Source organism: Pseudomonas sp. TE31087 (genome assembly GCF_057284075.1).
Genome location: NZ_JBXVNN010000001.1, coordinates 4,013,094 through 4,036,206, shown reverse-complemented (window position 1 = coordinate 4,036,206; position 23,113 = coordinate 4,013,094). Strand labels below are relative to the sequence as shown.

Below are 23,113 nucleotides of genomic sequence, written 5' to 3'. Positions count from 1 at the left end.
CATGGACATGCAGATCCCCGGATTCGACATCGATCGCGAGCTTGGCCAGGGCGCCATGGCCAGCGTGTACCTCGCCACCCAGCGTTCCCTGGAGCGCAAGGTGGCGCTGAAGATCATGGCGGCGAGCCTGGCCGCCGACCCGACCTTCTGCGAGCGCTTCCTGCGCGAAGGGCGCACCCTGGCGCGGCTGGCACACCCGAACATCGCCACCATCCACGACATCGGCAATGTCGGCGAGCTGTACTACATGGCCATGGAGTACCTGCCCAGCGGCACGCTCAAGGAGCGCATTGCCGATGGCCTGACGCCCGAGCAGGGCCTGGCCTACGTGCGCCAGATCGCCCTGGCTCTGGGTTATGCCCATGCCCAGGGCCTGGTGCACCGCGACGTCAAGCCGGCCAACATCCTGTTCCGCGCCGACGGCACCGCGGTGCTGTCGGACTTCGGCATCGCCAAGTCACTGGATGACCGCACCCAGTTCACCCAGGCCGGCTTCGCCGTCGGCACGCCGAGCTACATGAGCCCGGAACAGGCGCGCGGCATGGAGATCGACGGCCGCGCCGACCTGTATGCGCTGGGCGTGGTGCTCTACGAGATCCTGGTCGGCAAGCTGCCGTACAGCGGCACCGACGCGCTGTCCACGGCGCTGGCGCACCTGACCGAGCCGCTGCCGGAACTGCCCATCGAGCACGGCCGCTACCAGGACATCCTGCGTGGCCTGCTGGCCAAGGATCCCAACGAGCGCTTTGCCGACGCGGCGGCGTTGCTGGCCGCGCTGGACCGCCTGACGGTGCAGGTACCGGTCGAGGACAACGACAGCACATTGGTCCGCCCGCTGCCGCTCCCGCCGCCGGCCACCCCGCAACCGGTGTCCATCGACATTCCGCAGGCCGTTGCCGCTCCCGTGAGCGAGCCCGCCCGGCGGCCCGAACCCAAGGCCGCTCCCGCCGTGAAGTCCGGATCGAACAAACCGGCCAAGGCCGTGCTGGCGGTGGCGATCGCGGCGGCGCTGGGTTTGGGGGGCGCTTTCTTCTGGCTGCTCGGCGGCAGTGACGCGCCCGCGCCTGAAACGCCGGTGGCGCAGACGCCCGCCACCAGCGTGGCCCCCGCCGAACCCAAGATCACGCCTGTTGCCGCTTCGGACGATGGCCGTCCATTGCTGATGCCCGGCAAGAAGACCCTGTTCCAGCGTGTGCTGACCAAGCCCGACGCCCAGCTGGTGGCCGAGCCCGGCGATGCCGCGGGCGAGAAACTGCCGGCCTTCTCCGTGCTCTACGTCTACCAGCGCAAGGATGTCGGCGGCCAGGCCTGGGTCCAGGTCGGCGCCGCCAGCGACGGCCAGCGCGATGGCTGGCTGCCGGCCGCGCAGACCAGCGACTGGAAACAGAGCCTGGTGCTCAAGTTCACCGAGCGCTCGGGCCGCTCGCCGGTGATGTTCATGCGCCAGGTGGACGATGTGCAGCACCTGCTCGACGACACCGCCCAGGCCCGCGACAGCCTGCTCAAGGCACAGAACCACCCCGACCAGGTGCCGCAGGTGGTGGCCCTGGAGCCGACGGCCAGCGCCGTGCCGCAGAACCAGTTCTACCTGATGCCGATCTTCGACTACCGCGAAAGCTTCGACGTCGGCGGCCAGCCGGTGCAGTTGCTCAACATCGCCTCGATCGACCCCGGCGCCAGTGCCCGCGACAGCGCGCCCAAGGCGGCCGGCGTGGCGGCGGTCGGCGACAACAGCTTCCGCACCGGCATCGTCCTGGTGGTGGACACCTCGGTGTCCATGCAGCCCTATATCGACCGTGTGCGCCAGGTGGTCAGCGAGCTGCAGCAGCAACTGGCGGCCCGGGGCGAGCTGGACAGCGTCAGCTTCGGCCTGGTGGGGTTTCGCAACAGCGTCAAGCGCACCCCGGGCCTCGAGTACCTGAGCAAGACCCTGGTCAGCCTGGAGGAGGGCCGGGATCCGGCGCGCTTCCTCAAGGCCGCCTCTCAGGTCAGGGCCACCAGCGTTTCCAGCCATTCGTTCAACGAGGACGCTTTCGCCGGGGTGATGCAGGCCGTCGAGGGCATGGACTGGTCCGGCTACGGCGGGCGCCTCATCCTGCTGGTCAGTGATGCCGGCGCACTGCGCAAGAACGACCCGTTCAGCAGCACCCAGATGAACGAGGCCGAAGTGCGCCAGGCGGCGCTGAGCAAGCAGATCAAGATCTACGCCCTGCACCTGCGCACTCCGTCCGGGGTGAAGAACCACGGCTCGGCCGAAAGCCAGTACCGCGTGCTCACGGCCGACAGCAATCCGCAGATCGGCGATCTCTACGTCGGCGTGCCGGGGGGCGAGGTCGGCGCGTTCGGCGAGCGCGTGCGCGAGATTGGCTCGACCTTCGCCGAGCTGGTGCACCAGGTGCGCAACCGGCAACCACAGCCGGTGCCGCTGCTGACCTCGGCCTCGGGGCTGGCGGCCAAGTCCCAGGCCATCGGCTACGCCATGCACATGGACTTCCTTGGCCGTCATGGCGCCAGCCAGGCGCCGCAGCTGGTCAGCGCCTGGACCGCCGACCGCGACCTGACCAACCCGACGCTGCCGACCCTGCAGGTGTGCGTGATGCTCACCAAGCTGCAGCTCAACGACCTGCAGCAGTCGCTCAAGCTGATCGTCGATGCCGCGCGCAAGACCCGCAGTTCGCCGGGCGATTTCTTCAACGAGATCGCCAGCGCCAGCGCCTACATGAGCCGCGACCCCGGCGCCCTGCGCAAGGGCGCCAACCTGGCCCAGGGCGGGGTGCTCGGCGAGTACCTCGATGGCCTGCCGTACCGCAGCAAGTCCCTGAGCATGACCCAGGACCTGTGGCTGTCGCTGTCGGTGGCCGAGCAGGAGGACTTCATCGACGAGTTGGACTCGAAGATCCGCCTGTACGAGACCTTCCACAACGACATGGCCAACTGGGTGCGCTTCGGAAAAGCCGAGCCGGGTGACGCCCTGTACCGTGTCCCGCTGTCGACGTTGCCGTGATGATCCGCCTGGACGGGGTGCGCAAGACGCGCGGGCAGGGTGCCCAGCGTTACAGCCTGCAGGTCGACCGGCTGCACCTGGCCGTGGGCGCACGGGTGGCGCTGGTCGGCCCCAGTGGCTGCGGCAAGAGTACCTTGCTCGACCTGCTGGCGCTGGTGCTGGCGCCGGATGCGGCAGAGGGTTTCGTCCTCGGCGGCGAGGATGTCGCCGGGCTGTGGCGCGGCCGACAGCTCGACCGCCTGGCCAGCTGGCGTAGTCGGCACCTCGGCTACGTGCTGCAGGCGGGCGGGCTGCTGGGCTTTCTCGATGTGCGCGGCAACATCCGTCTGCCGCGCCAATTGCTGGGGCTCGACGATGACGGCAGCGTCGAGCGCCTGGCCGAAGCGCTGGATGTGCACGATCAACTGGGCAAGAAACCCGCCGCCCTGTCCCTTGGCCAGCGCCAGCGGGTCAGCTGCGCCCGTGCCCTGGTCCATGCCCCGACGCTGCTGCTGGCCGACGAGCCGACCGCCGCGCTTGACCCGGTCAACGCCGAGCGGGTGATGCAGCTGTTGCTGCGCGAGGCCGAAGCGCGCCAGGTGACCTGCGTGGTCGCCACCCACGACGAAGCCCTGGCCCGCCAGGCCGGGCTGACGGTGCTGCGCATGGCCTGCCGGCGCGAGGCCGACGGCGGCGTCACGGCAACCCTGGAGAGGGCCGCCTGATGCGCCCGCTGCTGATCGCCGGGCTGGCCTGGCACGACTACCGCAACGATGCGCGGCTGTCGGCGTGCGGCGTGCTGGCGCTGGTGGCGGTGATTGCGCCGCTGCTGGTGCTGTTCGGCCTGAAGTTCGGCCTGGTCGGCAGTCTGACCGAGCGCCTGCAGCGCGACCCGGGCGTGCGCGAGATCATTCCCCTGGGCGGTGGACGCTTTCGCGCCGAGTTCATCGACGAACTGGCACAGCGTCCGGGAGTGGCCTTCGCCATCCCGCGTACCCGACAGATCGCCGCCACCGCCGAACTGCTGTTGCCCGCCCACGGGCGTGGCCTGACGGTTGAAATGCTGCCCACCGCAGATGGCGACCCCTTGCTGGCGCAGGCCGTTCCCCCTACGGGGTTGCAACAGGTGGTGCTGAGCTTTACCGCCGCGGAAAAGCTCGGCGCCAGGGCCGGAGACGAGCTGCAGGCCAGCTTCAGTCGCCAGCAGGCCGGGCAGATGCAATGGCGCCAGACGCGCCTGCAGGTCACCAGCGTGTTGCCCCTGGCCGCGTTCGAGCGCGATGGCCTGTTCGCATCGTTGCAGTTGCTCGAGGCTGTCGAGGACTACCGCGATGGCCGCGCGGTGCCGGCACTGGAGTGGCAGGGCGAGGCGCAGGGCTCCGTGGCGCAGCGGGTGTACCCGGCGTTCCGCCTGTATGCCCGCGAACTGACCGACGTCGAGCCGCTGCGCCAGTTCTTCGCCGAACGCAAGCTGCTGGTCTCGACCCAGGCCGCACAGATCGCCCAGGTGCAGTCGCTCAGCCGCAACCTCGACCTGGTGTTCTGGATCATCGCCAGCCTGGCCGTGGCCGGCGCCGTGGCGGCCATCGCCGCGGGCGCGGTGGCGGCGGTGGAGCGCAAGCAGCGCGAGCTGGCGGTGCTGCGCCTGCTGGGCTTCGGCACCGCCGCGCTGCTGTTGTTCGTGGTGCTCCAGGCGCTCTACAGCGGCCTGCTGGCCGCCGCCGTGGCGGGGCTGTTGTACCTGCTGGCCGAACACGGCCTGAACCGACTTTTCATGCAGGTGCCCGGCGAGTTCGCCAGCCACCTGCTGCCCATGCACTACCTCGTTGCGTTGTGTGCCGTGCTGCTGGCCAGCACTGCCGCCGCCGCCCTGGGCGGCTGGCGGGTGGCGCGCATCGAGGCCTGCCAAGGAATACGTGATGTCTGATCGCCGTCTCGGGGCTGCCGCCCTGATCCTCACCGCACTGAGCCTGGGGGCCTGCTCCCAGGCCGATGGCGACGACAAGGCCAAGCCGGCCGTGCAGCCCCAGGCCGGGGCCGACATCAAGTTCGACAACCCCAAGCCGTTGCCGGGCGATATCAGCCTGCCGCTGCCCTGTGGCGGTGAGCTGGTGCTGCGCAGCGTCTACGTATTGGCCCAGGGCAGCCTCGACGACCGCGAGGTCAACCTCGGCTACCCGTTCAGCGAAGGCGAGGCCGGCTACAAGCAGTCATTCATTTCTGGTTACCGGCGCGACTTCATCAACGGCCAGTTCAGCCTGCAGGACCTGGCGCCGCAGTGGCAGAAGGCGGTCGGCCCGAGCCTGCCGAAGGTCGACAAAGGCAGCCCGCTCACGCCGATGATGTACTTCATCGGCAAGTACGAAGTGACCGCCCGCCAGTACGCCCAGGTGATGGCCCAGGCGCCGTCGCTGGCCGGCGGCGACGCGGCGCCGGCCTGTGAGGCGAACAACGACGCGGCGGGGCGCCTGCCCAAGGTCAAGCTGTCGCGCTTCGAGGCCGAGCGTTTCGCCGCCGTCTACAGTGCCTGGCTGATGAAGCACCATCGCGACCTGCTGCCGGTCAGTGGCCGTGGCAGCAAGGCCGAGGACGGTGGCACCGGTTTCGTGCGCCTGCCCACCGAAGTGGAGTGGGAGTTCGCCGCCCGTGGCGGTTCGGCGGTCAGCCGCCAGGAGCTGGAAGGGCGGTTGTTCCCGCGCAAGGTCGAAGGTGCCGACAGTGAAGGGCCGCTGGCCGACTTCGCGGTGTTCAACCAGGTCGCCGGTGGCACCGGGCAGGCGGCGCGGCTGATGCCGATTGGTACCAAGCAGCCCAACCCGCTGGGCTTGTTCGATGTGATCGGCAACGCCGCCGAGATGGTCCAGGAGTCGTTCCAGCTGGTCAACGCCGGGCGTCTGCAGGGTGCCTACGGTGGTTTCGTGGTCAAGGGCGGCAACTACCTCGAGGGCGAGGGCACCCTGTTCACCGGCATGCGCCGCGAATACCCGCTGTTCGGCGCCGACGGCACCGAGCAGCGCAACGAGACTACTGGCTTTCGCGTAGCCATCGGCGCCCTGTCGGCGCCGCGTTCGCGCTACCAGGAGCTGTTCGAGCAGTGGCAGAAGGAAGGCCGGCTGGCCGGCCTGACCGACGACATCGACGCCGCCCAGGACCCGACCAAACGCCTGGACAGTATCATCGCCGCCGCCACCGACCCGCGCCAGCAGGCCGAGCTCGGCCTGGTCAACGAAGAGCTCAAGCGCAACGTCTCGCTGATCGCCCGTCAGCGTGAAGAGGCCGCCGGCAACCTGATCCAGTCCGCCGCCCTGGTGGCCGAGACCGTCAACAACTACAACATCCGCCTGACCAACCTGCAGAACACCCAGGCCAAGGCCGAGGCCTCGGGCGACCAGACCAGCGCGCGCATGTACGGCGCCGCCATCGCCAATGGCCGCGCCGCCCTCGACGGCGCCGTGGCGATCTACATCGACAACCTGGCCAGCGGCACGCGCTACACCGACGCGGTGATCCAGGCGCAGTTCCAGCGGGTCAGGGAAGAGCTCAATCGCAAGCCGGTCCTGGGCAACAGCCTGGTGACCCGCGCCACCCTGTTCGTCCGCCACGTCGGGGAGTACCGCCAGAACCGGCGGGCCGATCCGGCGACGATCCTCAAGGAGCTGCTGGCATCGGCCGCCCCGCGACCCTAAGGACAGCTTCGACAGAAAGGACTCCCGGGTGGCACGAAGCCCCCGGATACCGAGAAACCCAAGAAGAGAAACCAGACCATGTTCACCCGCAAACCCCTGATCACTGCATCCCAGGCCCGTACCGCGCTGCTGCTGGCAGCCGGTTTCAGCACCGTGCTGTTGAGCGGTTGCGCCAGCTCGCCCGTGTCCAAGGTCGGCGCCACGACCAAGGTCGAGTACTACCCCAACTGCTACGAGCCCGTGCAGCACCTGCGCTCCACCGACGGTGACATGACCCGCTCGGTCGCCACCGGCGCGCTGCTCGGCGCGGTCGGCGGTGCCCTGACCGGCGCCCTGGTCGACAAGGAAAACCGTGGTCGCAACGCCGCCATCGGTGCCGCCGGTGGCGCCCTGGTCGGTGGCGCGGCCGGTTATTACACCGAGCGTCAGAAGCAGATCAGCGACGACAAGCAGCGCATCGCCTCGTACGCCACCGATATCGACAAGAGCGCCGCTGACCTGGACCGCACCACGGCCTACGCCAAGTCGTCGCAGTCCTGCTACCAGCGCGAGTTCGCCAGCCTGATCCAGAACCGCAAGTCTGGCCGCATCAACGACACCGAGGGGCGCAAGCGCCTGGCCGAGATCGTCGCCGGCCTGCAGGAGTCGAACAACCTGCTGACCACTGTGAACGGGCGTCTGGGTGAAAACCTGAACAACTACACCCAGGCCTACGAGCAGGACCTCAAGCAGGTTGGCGTCGCGCGCACCGACGTGGTTGCCGTGGCCGAGCCGCCGAAAGTGGCGACCACCGGCAAGAAGAAGGACGTGAAGAAGGTCCAGCCGGCCAAGAAGGTGACCAAGGACGTGCCGCAGGAAGCCGTGGCCACCGAGAAGACCCTGCAGAACGCCAACGGCAAGAAAGCCGAGGCCCAGCAGGTGGCCAAGGCCGGTACCGACCAGGTTAACGCCATGTGCCGCAACCCGGACATGGGTGACTGGGCGCCGGTGCCGTGCCCGAACGTGTGATCCGTTAAGGCCGCTCGCCGACCTGTGTAGGAGCGGGCTTGCCCCGCGATTGCGATGGTGAATCTATCGGCGCAATCGCGGGCAAGCCCGCTCCCACAAGGGTGCGATACAGCCGCTATTTGTGCAAGGAAACCACCCCGTGACAGATCTTCTGGTCAACTCCCTGGCCAACAACTCCCAGTTCCTCGCACGCCAGCGCATCCAGGGGCGGATCAACCTTCCGCAGATGTTCGCGGCCATCGACGCTGATCCGCGTATCGTCGGTGCTGGTGTGGTGTACATCGACGCCGACTACAACGTCGTCACCCTGCGTGAGTTCCAACCGATCTGCAGCATCCGTCCCAAGCGCGTGATCTTGCGCGAGATCAAGAAGTACCAGACCCCTGACCAGTACACCCAGCAATTGCAGCACAATCCGCGCGAGTCGCGGGTGGTCAAGGAGGCGGTCAATACCACCCTCTCTTGTGCAGGCGCGGTGATCGGCTGGTTCGTGGTGTTCAGTGGCACCATTGCCGCGCCCTTTTCCGGCGGCACCAGCCTGGTGCTGACCTACATCGGTGGCGCCGCAGCCACCGCCAGCAGCATCCAGTGCGGTATCGGTGTGATACGCACGGTACGCGAAGTGACCAATCCGGCGGCCAACGATGCCCTCGATGAGAGCGAGTGGTACCAGGCCGCCTCGAAGGTGCTTGATGGCGTCTCGCTGCTGGGTGTCGGCGCGTCGGGCCTGAGCACGTTGAAGTACCTGCAGGTGCACAAGGCCGCGACCGGGCGTAGCTGGCTGGAGTTGTCCAGGAGTCTCAGCCGTCAGCAGCGCAAGGCGCTGACAGACGAGCTGCTGTCTATCAGGCATCCGAGCCTGACGGCCAAGCAGATCAAGTTGCGGCAGGCGGCAGGGACCATGACCAAGCGCTACACCCCGACCGAGATCAGCCACGCCACGAAGACCCTGATGCGTGACTCCCTCGGCGCTACCTTCGGCCTGGCTGGCAGTGCCACGGTACAGAGCATCGCCGTGGGGCTTTACGAGGAGGTCGAGTAACGATGAAGCCTGCAGCGTTCCAGACCTTCATGCGACGTTACTTTCCGACGTTCTTGCTGGGCTTTTTCATTTGCCTCATGTCGGCGGCGTTGTCAGCGACCCTGTGGATTGACAGTCACTGGCGCAATCATCCGGACAATCCGTCGTTCACCATGATATCCAGTGCAGTGCTGATCTTGCTGCTGTGCGCCGGGCATTTCGCGATGGTCCGGGGCTTCACTTGGGCCTTATGGGTGGTGCTCCCTGTGCCGACTGTGGCTTTGCTGATGGCGTTGAGCTTGCTCGGTAGTGGTGTGAATGCTGTCTTGCTGGCAATCCTGCTGGCGCTGCCATTACTCGCGCTGCTGGTGTTCAACAGCCAGCGGCACCGGGAGATGCGGCGGCAATTGGTGGCGTTGCGCATGGCGCGGCGCTAGCTATCGCGGGTGATGCTTATAACGTTGTTCCCTGCGCGACAGCACAGCTTGAAGGGCTGGGTAATCTCCTACAAGGACGGTCCTGTGCTGATCTGATGGGAGCGGGCTGGCCCTGTGATCGGACTACAAGTCCGCCACCAGGGCTTCCAGTTGCTCCTGTCGCTCGGCCTGGCTGACCCGCGCCCCGGTATTGAGCGTGGACCACTGCGGATGCGCCCGCGCCTTGCGCAATGCCTCGGGCAGCTTGCCCTCGCGCCAGCCCTTGTCGGCCGCAGGGGCCAGGCGAATGCTGTCCTGCGCCGCGTGGCCTCGCCCTTCCAGGGCGGTGATCAACTGCTGCTGACGCAACGCCAGCAGGCGCAGCACGGCGTCATCCACCGTCAACTCACGCTGGCCCTTGAGCTTGCCCATCAGGCGCGAGCCGTAGTTGCGCGCGGTCTGCAAGGCGCCGCCGGCGATGGCGCCCGCGAGCGCGGCGGCGCCCAGGGTCAGGCCGCCCACCAACAGGTCCACGCCCGCGCCCGCCGCGGCACCGGCCGCCACGCCGCTGCCCAGGCGCACGCCGAGCAGCTTCAGGGTCTCCGGGTTGAACAGGTCGTCGCCCCAGCGGCCGTCAAGCAGCGGCAGGTCACCGGCATTGGCGTCCTCGCGGCGGAACGCATAGAGCTTGAGCAGCGCCTCGACACAGCGCTGTTCGTGCTGGCGCACATCCTGGCGCAGGGCTTCGATGGCCCGCGCCTCGGCGGCAGGCTCCGCCTCGACGCTGCGCCGGCAGGCGGCGCAATCGAGCAGCAGCTCGGCGACCAGGCGCTTGCTGCTGTGGCGGCGGGCCAGGCGTTGGGCCTGTTGGTCGTCGATCAGCCGTTGCAGCGCCGGGCGGGCATCTTCCAGCAGCAGTGCCAGGCTTTCGTAGAGGCGGCGCTCGCCGTCCTCGGGTGGGGCCACGCTGTCGAAACGCACCAGCGCATGCAGGCCCAGGCGCGCCAAGGCCTCGCGCCATTCGGGCTCGCGGTGCTGGCTGCTGGCGACGAAGTTGAGCACCGGCAGCAGCGGCTTGCCGCAACCGGCCAGCACTTCCAGTTCGTCGCGGTACTTGGCCAGCACTGGTTCGCGGGCGTCGATCACATAGAGGCCGGCGTTGCTCGCCAGTAGCTGGCGCAGCACCTTGGCTTCCTGTTCGAAGCGCTGGCGCGCCTCGCTGCCCTGGAGGAAACGCTCCAGGCGGGCTGGGCCGTCCAGGCGCTCGCCCGGGCGTTCGAGGCGCTCCAGGTAGTCGAGCAGGGCGATGGCGTCTTCCAGGCCAGGGGTGTCGTACAGCTCCAGCAGCGGCTCGCCGTCCACCGACAGGCGTGCGCCTTCCACATGCCGGGTGGTGCTGGGGCGGTGCGAGACCTCGCCGAAGCCGACGTCGCGGGTGAGGGTGCGCAGCAGCGAGGTCTTGCCGACGTTGGTGTGGCCGACCACGGCCAGTTTCAGCGGCTCAGTCATGGCCATGCTCCAGCCAGGTCACGGGCGAGGTGTCGGCGTGGGTCAGGCCCAGGCGGTCGAGGGCCTCGTGCCAGTCGCCCAGGCGTGCCGCGTCCAGGGCCTGGCCCGGTTGCGCCTGCAGCAGCCAGATACGGGTGGCACCGGCATTGCGCGCCAGCTCGGCGAGCAACGCCAGGCTGCCGCGATCCGGCGAGCGGCGTGGGTCGCAGGCGATGGCCAGGCGCGCCGGAGGGAAGCGGCCCAGTTGCTCGAGCAGCTTGTTGCGCGATTCGCGGCTGTCGAGCACGCCGGCGTGGGTGACCGACCGAGGCAGGGTGGGTGGCCATGGGCGCTGGTCGTCCAGCTCCAGGCCGACCAGCAAGGCGCCGCTGCTGCCGCTTTCCAGCTGGCCTGCTTCGAAGCGCGGCAGGGCGTCGGGGGCGGGGTCCTGCACGCCGATGCGTTCGCTGCGCGGCATCAGCGCGTCGCGCAGTTGGGCGTAGCCGGGCAGGTCGAGGTCCAGCGCCAGCCGCTCGCGGCCCTGGCGCCAGCGCCACAGGCACAGCGCGGCCAGCGCCAGGCGCGGCAGCAGGCCGTAGACCAGGACCACGCCAAGTAGCCAGCTGGCCCAGGCCTGGCGTGCCAGATCAAGTGCCGGCAGGGTGTCGCCGCTGGCGCGGATCATGGTTTCGTCCGGCACGGCAAAGCCGAGCAGCGAGGGCAGGGCGCCAAGGGCCTGGGTCAGGCTGATGAAGGGTTCTGCGGCGAGCAGCGTGGTTTCCCAGACGAACCCGTAGCGTCGGGTCGCCAGCAGGGCCAGGAGCATGCCCAGCGCGGCGAGCATCGCCAGCAGCCACAGGCCATGCACCAGCAGGCCGAGCAACCAGCGGTTCAGGCGCTGGCGCTGCAACAGCACCAGCAGCGCCGGGGCCAGTTGCGCGGCCTTGGCGTCACGGGCCAGGCGCTCGCTCAGCCACAGCCACAGGCGGCCCAGCGCTGCGCCTTGCTCGCCGGCGAAAAAGAAGCCCACGGCCCAGCCGAAGAGCAGTATGAGGTTAAGCCCAAGCAAGCTGCCCAGGGCCCAGAATACGTTCACCGGGCGCTGCCCGTCGCCCAGGGCCGCCAGGCCCAGGCCGGCGCCGCTGAGCACGGCCAGGACCATCAGCGCCAGCAACGCCAGGCGCGCGCCCTGCTTCCAGTGGCGCAGTGCCGTGTCCATGCCGTCGCGTTCGGCCAGCCACAGGGCGCGGGCCTCGATGCGGGTAGCGAGGTCGCCGCCTTGCTGGCGGGCGCGACGGTTGGCTTCCTGGTCCTCCAGGGGACCGGCGTGTTCCTCGCGCAGGCGTATTGCTTCGGTTAGCCAGCGCTTGTCGAGTGGAGTCGGTGCCGTCACAAGCTCTTCCATTGCACAGGTCAGGGGAGAAGCATAACCCACGCGCCCGGTGCTATCCTCGCCGGCATGAACACATCACTCCCCCTCAGCCTGATCGCGGCGCTCGCCGAGAACCGTGTGATCGGCATCGACAACTCCATGCCCTGGCACCTGCCGGGGGATTTCAAGTACTTCAAGGCCACCACCCTGGGCAAGCCGATCATCATGGGGCGCAAGACCTGGGATTCGCTGGGCCGGCCGCTGCCGGGGCGGTTGAATATCGTCGTCAGCCGTCAGTCCGGGCTGCAACTGGAAGGTGCCGAGGTGTTCGCTTCGCTGGAAGAGGCACTGGTGCGCGCCGAGCAGTGGGCGCGGGAGCAGGGCGTCGGCGAGCTGATGCTGATCGGTGGCGCGCAGCTGTATGGGCAGGCGCTGGATAAAGGGCTGGTGAGCCGGATGTACCTGACCCGGGTGGAGCTGTCGCCGGAGGGCGATGCCTGGTTCCCAGCGTTCGATCGCGGACAGTGGCAACTGAGCTCGAGTGAGCCGCAACCTGCCGAGGGGCAGGGGCCGGTTTATCACTTCGAAGTCTGGGACAAGGTCTGAAAACCTGGGGCTGCTGCGCAGCCCATCGCGGGGCAAGCCCGCTCCTACAGGTTTGCGCTGGGCGGCCGTGGTGAAGCGCGGTAGTTACAATTGCGAACAAATATCATCTTCTGCTAGCGTTCGCTCCTCTTGAGACTCAGAGCCAGGATGTGCCGTGTCTTCGTGGAACAAGCAGATCGCCCGGTTGTTCACCGAGCACAAGAAGGCCCTCGAGGCGTTCGTTGCACGGCGCACCGGCAGCACCCAGGTGGCCGCCGACCTGACCCAGGAGTCCTTCCTGCGTCTGGCGCGGCTGCCCGCCGACAAGCAGATCGACAACCTGCCGGCCTTCCTCTTCACGATTGCCAGCAACCTGGTGCGCGATCATCAGCGCCAGGCCATTCGCCGCGAGCGCCTGGATGGCGGCGAGCCCAGCGAGGAGCTGGCCAGTGACACACCCGGTGCCGAAGACCAGCTGGCCGCGCAGCAGGAACAGGCGCTGATGCAGGCGGCGATCCAGGCACTGCCCGAGGCGACCCGGCACATCTTCCTGCTCTATCATGTTGACGGTTGCACCTACCGCGAGATCGGCGAGCGCCTGCAGGTCACGCCACGCAGCGTCGAGTACCAGCTGCGGCGGGCGTTGCTCGACTGCCGTGCCTTCATCCAGGCTCGGCTGGCCGGTGACGCGAGGGGGCAACGTCCATGAGCCGTCATCCCGAGAGTGCGACCGATCCCATGAGCGACCTGCCCGAAAGCGAGCGCCTGTTCGCCGAAGCCACGGCCTGGTATTACCGCCTGCACGCCGAGGACGTCACCCTGGCCGAACGCCAGGCGTTCGCCGTCTGGCGGGCGCAGGGGCAGGCTCATGCCAAGGCCTGGGAGGAAGTGCTCGACCTGCTGGGCGCCCTGCAAGCCCCGGCCAGGCGCCTGCGCGAGCAGCAGCAGACCGCCTGGCGTGCTCCCCGGCGGCGCACTTGGCCCAAGCTGGCGAGTGCTGCCGCGGCCGTGCTGCTGCTGGGAGTTCTGGTCGTCCAAACACCCTGGCCAGACCGCTGGCGCGCCGATTACGCCACCACCACTGGCGAGACGCGCAGCTTGCAGCTGGAGGACGGCTCGCGGATCCAGCTCAACACCGACAGCGCCCTGCAGGTCGAGCTGGCTGCGGACGAGCGGCGTGTCCGTTTGTTGCGCGGCGAGGCCTGGTTCGAGGTGACCCGCGACCCGGCCCGGCCGTTCGTGGTGCGGGCCGGCGAGGGCTGGGTGCGGGTGGTCGGCACGCGTTTCAGCGTCGCCGAGGCGGATGGACAGACCCGTGTGCAACTGGCCCAGGGCAAGGTCGAGGTCCGTGCCGGCGCCGGCCAGGGCGTGTTCCTCGAGCCCGGGCAGGCGGTGGAGTACACGGCCAGCGGGCCGGGTGTGGTGCATGGCTTCGAGCCTGGACGGGCTTTCGCCTGGCGTGAGCGGCAACTGGTGTTCAGCCAGCAGCCTTTGGGCGCAGTGGTTGCCGAGCTCAACCGCTACTGGCCCGGGCAGACCCTGGTGCTGGGCGACGGCCTGCGCCAGCGCAAGGTTTCCGGGGTGTTCGACATCGACAAGCCGGATGCCGTGCTCAAGGCCCTGACCCACACCTTGGGCGTGCGCGCCGAACAGTACACGGCCTACCTGCGCATCCTTCGTGAAGGCTGACTGAAAATATTTTCGGGGATTCCCGCTCGACCGACGTCCTTGATTTCGTAGGCGCAAATAATAAGCACTCTCAGACAGTGCCGCGCCAGTCGATGACTTGAACGATCTCGGGGAGCCTCACTGATGAAAACCACCGCCACTCGGGCCGTGCTCGGCCTGGCCATCGCGCTTGGCAGCACCGCGCTGCCCGGACCTGGACAGGCCCAGGCCGCCGCCCAGGCGCAGGTCTACCGTTTCGACATTCCGGCGCAGTCGCTGGACTCGGCCCTGGCGGCCTTCAGTGCGGTCACACGGATCCAGGTCCTGGTACCGGGCGAATTCACCCAGGGTCTGCGCTCATCGGGGCTGAGCGGCAGTTATCCACAGGACCAGGCGCTGGCCCGCCTGCTTCAGGGCACCGGCCTGAGCGCCGCCTACATCGACGGTGACAGCGTCACCCTGGAGCGCCAGCGCACCTCGGGCGACAACCCACTGCAACTGGGTGCGGTGAAGATCGACAGCAGCCAGCTGGGCGCCACCACCGAAGGTTCGGGTTCCTACACCACGGGTGCGCTGACCATCGGCAAGGGCGAGCAGAAGCTCAAGGATATCCCGCAGTCGGTCTCGGTGATGACCCGCCAACGCCTGGACGACCAGAACATGAACAGCCTGCAAGATGCCATGCGGCAGGTGACCGGCACCACGATCAAGAGCTACAACACCGGCTCCAACCTCAATGACGTGTACATGCGCGGCTTCCCGGTCGACATGGTGCAGGTCGATGGCGTCACCCAGCCCACCGGGCAGGGCGACATGGCCACGGCCTTCGACCTGGCGATGTACGACCGCGTCGAAGTGCTGCGCGGGCCGTCCGGCCTGTATCAGGGCGCGGGCGAGCCCGGCGGCACCATCAACCTGGTGCGCAAGCGCGCGCTGGGGCAGTTCGCCCTGTCCGGCGAGCTGTCGGCGGGCACCTATGACCGCTACCACTCCACGGTGGATGTCACCGGGCCGCTGAACAGCGACGGCAGCCTGCGCGGGCGCTTCATCACCGCCTACGAGAACAACCAGGCCTTCGTCGACTACGCCCAGAACGAGCGCCCGATGATGTACGGGCGCCTGGAATACGACCTGTCACCGGCCACCACCCTGACCCTGGGCGGCGCCTACCAGCGCAACAAGTCGGTGCCCGCGTTCGGCCTGCCAGCCTACGACAGCGGCAAGCTGCTCGACGTCAAGCGCTCGACCTTCGTCGACGCCAAGTGGAACGAACTGGACGAGCGGGTCTGGGAAAGCTTCTTCGAGGTCGATCATGCGCTGGACGATGGTGGCCAGTTCAAGACCTCGCTGACCTACCGCGACGCCGAGACGCCGACACGCGACTTCACCTGGACCGATGGTTCGGTGAACCCCGAGACCGGCGCCAGCTCGGCGGTGGCCTACAACTACTACACCCATATCAAGACCCTGAGCCTGGACAGCTTCGTGACGCGGCCGTTCGAGGCGTTCGGGCGCACCCACGAGCTGACGGTGGGCGCCGACTACCAGCATGTGGACAAGGATTTCCGCTACGGTGGCCGGGAGTGGTTCGACATCAACGTGTTCGACCCGGGCAGCATCGATATCCCCAGGATCGATTACGTGATGGACAACGGCAACTCGTCCAAGTCGAACCAGTACGGGCTGTATGCTCGTACCAAGGTCAGTGCCAACGACTGGCTGGACGTGATCCTCGGCAGCCGGGTGATCTGGTTCGACAGCGATGGCCACAACGCCAACCCGTTCTTCAACGAATTCTCCGACCCACACAGCAGCGTTCGGCGCAAGGTGATCCCCTACGGTGCGCTGGTCGCCAAGCTCACCCCAGAGCTGTCGGCGTATGCCAGCTACACGACCGTCTACAAGCCGCAGACGCAGATGGCCGGCGGCAACAGCACGGTGGAGCCGCGCGAGGGCAAACAGTACGAGCTGGGCCTGAAGCGCGAGTTCTTCGACGGTCGCCTGAACGGCAGTGTGTCGGTGTTTCGCATCTACGACGAGAATCGCGCCCAGCAGATCGGCCAGACGCCGTTCTACGAGGCCCAGGCCAAGGTGCGCAGCCAGGGTTGGGAAACCGAGCTGTCCGGCAACCTGACCGACAACTGGAGCGTCAGCACCGGCTACGCCTTCACCCGCCTGGAGTCGGGGCGCCAGGCCGACTATCAGGGCATCAGCATCACGCCCAAGCACAACTTCAACGTGTGGACGCGCTATGCGTTCGCCGATGGGCCGCTGGAAGGGTTCAGTGTCGGTGGCGGCGTGCGGGTGGTCAGTTCCACCTACTACACGCGCAATGGCGTGGACTTCGTCCAGGGCGGCTACAGCGTGGCCACGGCGCAGGTGGGGTATCGCTTCAACAAGCATCTGTCGGCGACGCTGACCGCCAACAACCTGTTCGACCGGGTGTACTACGAGCGCGTGGACAGTGCGTGGGGCTCGAACTTCTATGGCGAGCCGCGCAACTTCACGTTGTCGTTGCGGGCGGCGTACTGAGCCTGAATCGCCGGGGCTGCTTTGCAGCCCTTTCCGGCCGGTCCGACGCCTCGGCGAGGCCGCTCCTACAGGGATCGCATACCCCCTGTAGGAGCGGCCTCGCCGAGGCGTCGGACCGGCCGGAAAGGGGCGCAAAGCGCCCCCGACAATATCTCAGGAGTGACTCAGTTCCGCATGCTCGTCGCCGCCCAGCACCTGCTGATCAGTCTGCTTGAGCAACTGGCTGGTAACCACTCCCGCCATCATCGAACCATTCACGTTCAGCGCCGTACGCCCCATGTCGATCAGCGGCTCCACCGAGATCAGCAAGGCCACCAGCTCCACCGGCAAGCCCATGGCCGGCAGCACGATCAGCGCGGCAAAGGTCGCCCCGCCACCCACGCCGGCCACACCGGCCGAGCTGAGGGTGACGATGGCCACCAGTGTGGCGATCCACAGCGGGTCGAAAGTATCGATACCCACGGCCGGGGCAACCATCACCGCGAGCATCGCCGGGTACAGCCCGGCGCAGCCGTTCTGGCCAATGGTCGCGCCGAACGAGGCGCTGAAGCTGGCGATCGACTGCGGCACACCCAGGCGTTGCGTCTGCGCCTCGATGTTCAGCGGAATGCTGGCGGCGCTCGAGCGGCTGGTGAAGGCGAAGGTCAGCACCGGCCACACCTTGCGCAGGAAGCGCAGCGGGCTGACGCCGGTCAGCGCCAAGATCACCCCGTGGACCACGAACATCAGGCCCAGGCCGATGTACGACACCACCACGAAGCTGCCCAACTTGAGGATGTCCTCGAGGTTGGAGCTGGCCACCACCTTGGTCATCAAGGCCAGCACGCCATAAGGGGTGAGTTTCATCACCAGGCGCACCAGGCGCATCACCCAGGCCTGCAGCACGTCGATGGCCGACAGGGCGCGCTCGCCCTTGTCCTTGTCGTCCTTGATCAGCTGCAGCGCGGCCAGGCCCAGGAACACGGCGAAGATCACCACGCTGATGATCGAGGTCGGCTTGGCTCGGGCCAGGTCGCCCACCGGGTTGGTCGGGATGAACGACAGCAGCAGCTGCGGGATGTTGAGGTCGGCGACCTTGCCCGCGTAGTCGTTGTGGATGGCTTGCAGGCGGGCGCTTTCCTGGGCACCGGCCACCAGCCCTTCGGCATTGAGGCCGAACAGGTTGGTCAGGACGATGCCGATCAGCGCGGCGATGGCGGTGGTCAGCAGCAGGGCGCCAATGCTCAGCACGCTGATCCGGCCCAGGCTCGAGGCGTTGTGCAGGCGCGCCACGGCGCTGAGGATCGAGGCGAAGATCAGCGGCATGACGATCATCTGCAGCAGGCCGACATAGCCGTTACCGACCAGGTCGAGCCAGCCGAGGGTAGCCTTGAGCACCGGGTGGCCGGCGCCATAGATCGTGTGCAGGACCAGGCCGAACACCACGCCCAGCACCAGGCCCAGCAGTACTTTCTTGGCCAGGCTCCAGTCGGTGCGGCGGGTTTGCGCCAGGCCCAGCAGCAGGGCCAGGAACGCCAGCAGGTTGAGTGACAGCGGCAGGTTCATTGAAGCTCCAGGAAAAGGCGGAAGAGGCATCGCCTCTGTGAGCGATTACGAACGGAAATGCTAACAGCCTGAAAACAAACGAATTTATACCTAAAAGTAATTTGCATAGTCGTTTATGGAATAACGTCTGGTCGTTTTTGGCAATGAACATGACGTTTGCGGTTGTCTCGGGGTCGCTCACGCATGCCTGTTTGTCACAAATCAGGTCTAGGGTTGAGCGGCCACGTCTTTTGGAGAACCGCACATGATGTCTGCTCCGAGAATCCTTGCCGGCGGCCTGGCCCTGTTGCTGAGCGCCAGCAGCTGGGCGGCCACCGAGCTCAAGCATTGGCCGGCCGAGGCCGCGCAGAAGCTCGACGCGATGATTGCCGCCAACGCCAACAAGGGTAACTACGCGGTGTTCGACATGGACAACACCAGCTACCGCTTCGACCTCGAGGAAGCGCTGCTGCCGTTCATGGAGAACAAGGGCCTGCTGAGCCGCGACAAGCTCGACCCCTCGCTCAAGTTGATCCCGTTCAAGGACACCGCCGAGCACAAGGAGAGCCTGTTCAGCTACTACTACCGCCTGTGCGAGCTCGACGACATGGTCTGCTACCCCTGGGTGGCCCAGGTGTTCTCGGGCTTCACCCTCAAGGAGCTGAAGCAGCAGGTCGACGAGCTGATGGCCTCGGGCAAGCCGATCCCCAGCACCTATTTCGAGGGGGATCAGGTCAAGACCATCGAGGTGCAACCGCCCAAGGTGTTCACCGGCCAGGCCGAGCTGTACAACAAGCTGATGGAGAACGGCATCGAGGTCTATGTGATTTCCGCGGCCTCCGAAGAGCTGGTGCGCATGGTCGCCGCCGATCCCAAGTACGGCTACAACGTCAAACCGCAGAACGTGATCGGCGTGAGCCTGCTGCTCAAGGACCGCGCCAGTGGCCAGCTGACCACGGCGCGCAAGCAGATCACTGCGGGGCAGTACGATCCCAAGGCCAATGAAGGCCTGGAACTGACCCCGTACCTGTGGACCCCGGCCACCTGGATGGCCGGCAAGCAGGCGGCCATCCTCACTTACATCGATGAGTGGAAGAAGCCGGTGCTGGTGGGCGGCGATACCCCGACCAGCGATGGTTACATGCAATTCCATGGTGTGGATGTGGGCAAAGGCGGCATCCACCTGTGGATAAATCGCAAGGCCAAGTACATGGACCAGTTGAACGGCATGATCGCCAAGAACGCGGCGGCCCAGGCCAGGGAAGGGTTGCCGGTGACTGCGGACAAGAACTGGGTGATCGTGACGCCGGAGCAGATTCAGTAACAAGTCGTCATGGCCCTGTCGCGGGGCTTGCCCCGCGATAGCGACAGACCAGGTCAGTCAGGATTAGGCACAATGCCCACACCCACCCAGATCATCAGCGACACCTTCGCCCTCTACGAGCGCCACGGCAGTGCCGATTACATCGGCGAAGCCATCACCCAGATCGAGCACATGTCCCAGGCCGCCCAGTTGGCCATGCAGGAGGGCTACGACGACGAAGTGGTCCTCGCCGCCTTCTTCCACGACATCGGCCACCTGTGCGAGGGCGAGGACATGGGCGGCTATGGCATCGTCAGCCATGAACGTATCGGTGCCGAGTACCTGCGCCGCTGCGGCTTCAGCGAGCGACTGGCGCGGCTGGTGCAGTATCACGTCGAGGCCAAGCGCTACCTGACCTTGCGCCAGCCCGGTTACTACGATCGCCTGAGCGAGGCCAGCCGGCGCACGCTGGCGTACCAGGGCGGGGTGATGAGAGACAGCGAAGCCGATGCTTTCGAGGCCGATCCTCTATTCCGGGTGAGTCTGCGCCTGCGCGAGTGGGACGAGATGGCGAAGCTGACCGGGGTGCCGGTGATGGATCTGGAGGTGCTGAAGAAAAAGGCGCTGGCGGTGCTTTGATCGATTCGTTGTTTTCAAGGTGTTCGGCGTTAGAGTTGCAGCGCCTATCAGATCGAGCGCCGCCCGCGCGGCGCATCGCGGCACAAGGCCGCTCCTACATCTGTTTCGGGCCAGTCAATCCTGTGCCATTACCTGGTCCGCCTTGTTGCTCCGACGCGGTCTCAGCGTGGACACCCCACCTGTCTCAAGACATGCACCAAGGCAGGCAACCATGGCCTGACAGGTTCGGTACGTTGCAACAATTGTAGGAGCGGCCTTGTGCCGCGATGCGCCGCGCGGGCGGCGCTCGATCTGATAGGCGCTGCAAGGGTAACGGCGGACACCTGAAGGCCCTCGCTCGGTCAAAGACCCTGAAAGGCTTGGCCGCAAGATCCCGCATCACTTCTCCAGATGCTCATGCTGTGCCTCTTACCATACTTCCCTTCCTGGCAGCCCACTCGTCGCAATAGTGGGTATGGTGTTGATAAACGCCGTTCGGTGGTTATACTAACCACCGAGCGGCCAGCCCAAGAAATGGGTTCATGAACAGCCGTGAAATGATTTCAGTGATCGAGGCGGATGGCTGGTATCTGGTGCGTTCGAAAGGCAGCCACCATCACTTCAAGCATCCCGAAAAGCCAGGCCTGGTCACCATCCCGCACCCAAAGAAAGACCTGCTGCCGGCCACTGCGGCCAGCATCCTGCGCCAGGCGCGGATCGGCTATGCCAGTTGACGAGGAGACCCATCACCATGTTGTTCCCCATTGCGATTCTCCCCGGTGACGATCAACACGCCTGGGGTGTTGAAGTCCCTGATATCCCGGGCTGTTTCTCGGCCGGCGAAGACCTCGACAACGCCATCGCCATGGCCCGCGAAGCCATCGAAGGCCACCTCGAACTGCTGGCCCAGGACCAGCAGGAGATCCCCAAGGCCAGCCTGGTCAGCGTGCACGCGGCCAATCCGGCTTATGTTGGCTGTACCTGGGCGCTGATCGACATCGACATCACCCGTTACCTGGGCAAGGCCGAGAAGCTCAACATCACGCTGCCGGCGTACCTGCTCACCCGCATCGACTCGTACGTGCAGAACCATCCGGAGCACAAGAGTCGCTCGGGTTTCCTGGCCGAGGCGGCGCTCAGGATCCTGCAGGGGGATTGCAAGTGACCAGGCAATCGTGTCCAGCGTGCTGTGGGAGAGGAATCCGTGGAAATTTGTTTGATTTTTGATCATGTCCTATATACGTTACAAATAATATGAATTGTCTCGTATACGGAACATGACTCCTTCATTGATTATCGAGCGTCTGGGCGAGCAGATTCGCGTGCGTAGGCTCAATCGTGGATTGACCCAGCAGGCGCTTGCAACCCTGTCTGGCCTGACGAGGCAGAAGGTTATTGCCATGGAAAAGGGAAGCCTGTCAGTGTCCATTGGCGCTTATGCAAGGGCATTGGCTGCGGTCGATTGCGAATTGCAGGTCGTCCCGGCGGTGATGCCGACGCTGGACGAGATTGAGGGAATGTTCGAATGATGCCGTTGAGCGTCATGACCCCTGAGGGTAACAGTGGAACATTACTGAGCAATGCAGGCGACTACCTGTTCCGCTATGCCCCACACGCCGACCCACGTACGGCGATCAGCCTGTTGATGCCGGTACGCGTCGAGGAGTACAGGCATCGGGACCTGCATCCGGTGTTTCAGATGAACCTGCCCGAAGGCTATGTCCTGGAGCAACTACGCAACCGGCTGGCGAAGATCGTTCAGGTGGATCCCATGCTTTTGCTGGCGTTGTCCGGTAGCAGCTCGCCCATTGGTCGTGTGCATGTCAGTTCGCCTGCTGTGGATGCGCTGTTGCTGCGGCAGAAGTTCCCGGGCGAGCGATTGGCGGACATCCTTTCATGGGACGGGGCGCAGGACATCTTTGCCGATCTGGTGGATCGCTACATTCTGCGTGCTGGCATATCCGGTGTGCAGCCCAAGGTGCTGGTCCCGGAGCAGATCGATCCACAGTCCCAGCGCTTCACCTCGAAAACCTCCGAACTGATCATCAAGAGTGGGCGTGACGAGTACCCAGGCCTGGCGGTCAACGAATACCTGTGCATGTCGGTCGCGCAGGCTGCAGGTCTGGCTGTGCCACAGTTCTTCTTGTCCGATAACGGCAAATTGTTCGTCATGCGGCGTTTTGACCGTGACGAACAGAACAAGGCCATCGGCTTCGAAGACATGGCAGCCTTGATGGGGCTTGCGGCCGAGCAGAAGTACAGCAAGAGCTACGCGGCCATTGCCAAGGCCATTCGCTTGTTTTGTGCCCCCGAGCATCTGCGCCAGTCGCTTCGACAGCTGTTCGAGATGGTCGCGCTCAGTTGTATCGTCGGCAACGGGGATGCCCATCTGAAGAATTTCGGCCTGCTCTACTCCGAGCCGCTTCGACGTGATGCGCGCCTGGCCCCGGCTTACGATATCGTCAACACCACGGCATACATACCCGAGGACGTGCTGGCGCTATCGCTGTGCGGCAACAAATCCTTGTTCGCGTCACGGCAAGGATTGCTGGATTTCGCTCCGCTGTGCGAAGTGAACAACCCTGCCGAGCTCATTCGTAACCAGCTCGAGGCCCTGGAAAAGACGCTGGCCCGAGAGTCTGTGTTGTGCGAACAGGCGCCTCAGGTAGTTGCCGCCATCAAGGCGAGTGCGGCACCCTTCATTCAGACGTTCGGTTGACCTGATCTTTGGCTGGGGGAGCCTTCAGGGAATTGTCGAAGTGCTGCCAATCCTCCCCGAACAACTCCACCGGATGCATGGTCCGGTCCGCGCCGTTGCCGCACGCCAGCGCCTTGGCCGGGCAGTACAGGTCGCAGCCCCAGCAGATCCGTTCGGGATGGCTGGGGTTGTTGGGAAATCGCTTGGCCAT

21 protein-coding genes are annotated in these 23,113 nt (G+C 66.1%); 17 read left to right on the top strand and 4 right to left on the bottom strand.

Annotation, left to right across the window (positions count from 1 at the left end; translation table 11 throughout):
• Window position 1 precedes the first annotated feature (1 nt).
• The 7 genes from ACZ899_RS18180 to ACZ899_RS18150 all read left to right on the top strand — a co-directional run bounded on the left by ACZ899_RS18180 (window position 2) and on the right by ACZ899_RS18150 (window position 9,135).
• Window positions 2-3,004, top strand: a complete 3,003-nt coding sequence (locus ACZ899_RS18180) for a serine/threonine-protein kinase (RefSeq protein ID WP_234561211.1) — start codon at window positions 2-4, stop codon at window positions 3,002-3,004.
• Window positions 3,004-3,708, top strand: a complete 705-nt coding sequence (locus ACZ899_RS18175) for an ABC transporter ATP-binding protein (RefSeq protein ID WP_234561210.1) — start codon at window positions 3,004-3,006, stop codon at window positions 3,706-3,708. Before ACZ899_RS18180 ends, ACZ899_RS18175 begins: the two co-directional genes overlap by 1 nt.
• Window positions 3,708-4,910, top strand: coding sequence for an FtsX-like permease family protein (locus ACZ899_RS18170; protein WP_234561209.1), 1,203 nt, complete (start codon window positions 3,708-3,710; stop codon window positions 4,908-4,910). The genes ACZ899_RS18175 and ACZ899_RS18170 overlap by 1 nt, the downstream gene beginning before the upstream one ends.
• On the top strand, window positions 4,903-6,669 hold the full coding sequence (locus ACZ899_RS18165; RefSeq protein ID WP_234561208.1) for a formylglycine-generating enzyme family protein: 1,767 nt from the start codon (window positions 4,903-4,905) through the stop codon (window positions 6,667-6,669). The genes ACZ899_RS18170 and ACZ899_RS18165 overlap by 8 nt, the downstream gene beginning before the upstream one ends.
• Before the next feature lie 78 nt (window positions 6,670-6,747).
• Window positions 6,748-7,677, top strand: coding sequence for a type VI secretion system-associated lipoprotein TagQ (gene tagQ / locus ACZ899_RS18160; protein ID WP_198742332.1), 930 nt, complete (start codon window positions 6,748-6,750; stop codon window positions 7,675-7,677).
• A 139-nt stretch (window positions 7,678-7,816) separates the two neighbouring features.
• Complete coding sequence (gene ssp4 / locus ACZ899_RS18155; RefSeq protein WP_232854861.1) at window positions 7,817-8,719, top strand: Ssp4 family T6SS effector; 903 nt, start codon at window positions 7,817-7,819, stop codon at window positions 8,717-8,719.
• Window positions 8,720-8,721: 2 nt separating this feature from the next.
• On the top strand, window positions 8,722-9,135 hold the full coding sequence (locus tag ACZ899_RS18150; RefSeq protein WP_234561207.1) for a hypothetical protein: 414 nt from the start codon (window positions 8,722-8,724) through the stop codon (window positions 9,133-9,135).
• Window positions 9,136-9,258: 123 nt separating this feature from the next.
• Here the strand turns inward: ACZ899_RS18150 and ACZ899_RS18145 are convergent, their stop codons facing one another.
• Together ACZ899_RS18145 and ACZ899_RS18140 are read right to left on the bottom strand one after the other, a co-directional pair.
• Entirely contained in the window at window positions 9,259-10,623 is a 1,365-nt protein-coding gene (locus tag ACZ899_RS18145) for a GTPase/DUF3482 domain-containing protein (protein ID WP_234561206.1), read from the bottom strand.
• The gene (locus tag ACZ899_RS18140) at window positions 10,616-12,007 is read right to left on the bottom strand and encodes a DUF2868 domain-containing protein (protein ID WP_234561205.1); all 1,392 of its coding nucleotides are present in this window, start codon (window positions 12,005-12,007) and stop codon (window positions 10,616-10,618) included. Before ACZ899_RS18140 ends, ACZ899_RS18145 begins: the two co-directional genes overlap by 8 nt.
• A 54-nt stretch (window positions 12,008-12,061) precedes the next feature.
• Between ACZ899_RS18140 and ACZ899_RS18135 the strand changes: the two genes are divergently transcribed.
• The 4 genes from ACZ899_RS18135 (at window position 12,062) to ACZ899_RS18120 (ending at window position 16,759) form a co-directional block, all read left to right on the top strand.
• Entirely contained in the window at window positions 12,062-12,580 is a 519-nt protein-coding gene (locus tag ACZ899_RS18135) for a dihydrofolate reductase (protein ID WP_110735414.1), read from the top strand.
• Window positions 12,581-12,734: 154 nt separating this feature from the next.
• A complete protein-coding gene (locus ACZ899_RS18130) occupies window positions 12,735-13,268 on the top strand; it encodes an RNA polymerase sigma factor (RefSeq protein ID WP_232854864.1) in 534 nt (177 codons plus the stop codon).
• On the top strand, window positions 13,265-14,248 hold the full coding sequence (locus ACZ899_RS18125; protein WP_232854865.1) for a FecR family protein: 984 nt from the start codon (window positions 13,265-13,267) through the stop codon (window positions 14,246-14,248). Before ACZ899_RS18130 ends, ACZ899_RS18125 begins: the two co-directional genes overlap by 4 nt.
• Before the next feature lie 120 nt (window positions 14,249-14,368).
• Window positions 14,369-16,759 (top strand): TonB-dependent siderophore receptor, encoded by a 2,391-nt coding sequence (locus tag ACZ899_RS18120; protein WP_442799953.1) that lies wholly within the window; start codon window positions 14,369-14,371, stop codon window positions 16,757-16,759.
• 153 nt (window positions 16,760-16,912) lie between these two features.
• Here ACZ899_RS18120 and ACZ899_RS18115 read toward each other — a convergent pair whose 3' ends face one another.
• Window positions 16,913-18,304 (bottom strand): L-cystine transporter, encoded by a 1,392-nt coding sequence (locus ACZ899_RS18115; RefSeq protein WP_234563089.1) that lies wholly within the window; start codon window positions 18,302-18,304, stop codon window positions 16,913-16,915.
• A 247-nt stretch (window positions 18,305-18,551) separates the two neighbouring features.
• Between ACZ899_RS18115 and ACZ899_RS18110 the strand changes: the two genes are divergently transcribed.
• The 6 genes from ACZ899_RS18110 (at window position 18,552) to ACZ899_RS18085 (ending at window position 22,923) form a co-directional block, all read left to right on the top strand.
• The gene (locus ACZ899_RS18110) at window positions 18,552-19,607 is read left to right on the top strand and encodes an HAD family hydrolase (RefSeq protein ID WP_232854867.1); all 1,056 of its coding nucleotides are present in this window, start codon (window positions 18,552-18,554) and stop codon (window positions 19,605-19,607) included.
• A 72-nt stretch (window positions 19,608-19,679) separates the two neighbouring features.
• Entirely contained in the window at window positions 19,680-20,225 is a 546-nt protein-coding gene (locus ACZ899_RS18105; RefSeq protein ID WP_234563088.1) for a phosphonate degradation HD-domain oxygenase, read from the top strand.
• A gap of 521 nt (window positions 20,226-20,746) precedes the next feature.
• On the top strand, window positions 20,747-20,938 hold the full coding sequence (locus tag ACZ899_RS18100; RefSeq protein ID WP_050703388.1) for a type II toxin-antitoxin system HicA family toxin: 192 nt from the start codon (window positions 20,747-20,749) through the stop codon (window positions 20,936-20,938).
• Between the two features lie 17 nt (window positions 20,939-20,955).
• Complete coding sequence (locus ACZ899_RS18095; protein ID WP_232854869.1) at window positions 20,956-21,369, top strand: type II toxin-antitoxin system HicB family antitoxin; 414 nt, start codon at window positions 20,956-20,958, stop codon at window positions 21,367-21,369.
• A 112-nt stretch (window positions 21,370-21,481) separates the two neighbouring features.
• On the top strand, window positions 21,482-21,733 hold the full coding sequence (locus tag ACZ899_RS18090) for a helix-turn-helix transcriptional regulator (protein ID WP_234563087.1): 252 nt from the start codon (window positions 21,482-21,484) through the stop codon (window positions 21,731-21,733).
• On the top strand, window positions 21,730-22,923 hold the full coding sequence (locus ACZ899_RS18085; protein WP_442800148.1) for a type II toxin-antitoxin system HipA family toxin: 1,194 nt from the start codon (window positions 21,730-21,732) through the stop codon (window positions 22,921-22,923). Before ACZ899_RS18090 ends, ACZ899_RS18085 begins: the two co-directional genes overlap by 4 nt.
• Here ACZ899_RS18085 and ACZ899_RS18080 read toward each other — a convergent pair.
• Window positions 22,904-23,113 carry a DUF3079 domain-containing protein gene (locus ACZ899_RS18080; RefSeq protein ID WP_234563086.1) on the bottom strand — a complete coding sequence of 70 codons (210 nt, stop codon included), beginning with the start codon at window positions 23,111-23,113 and terminating at the stop codon, window positions 22,904-22,906. The two genes, ACZ899_RS18085 and ACZ899_RS18080, sit on opposite strands and share 20 nt — an antisense overlap.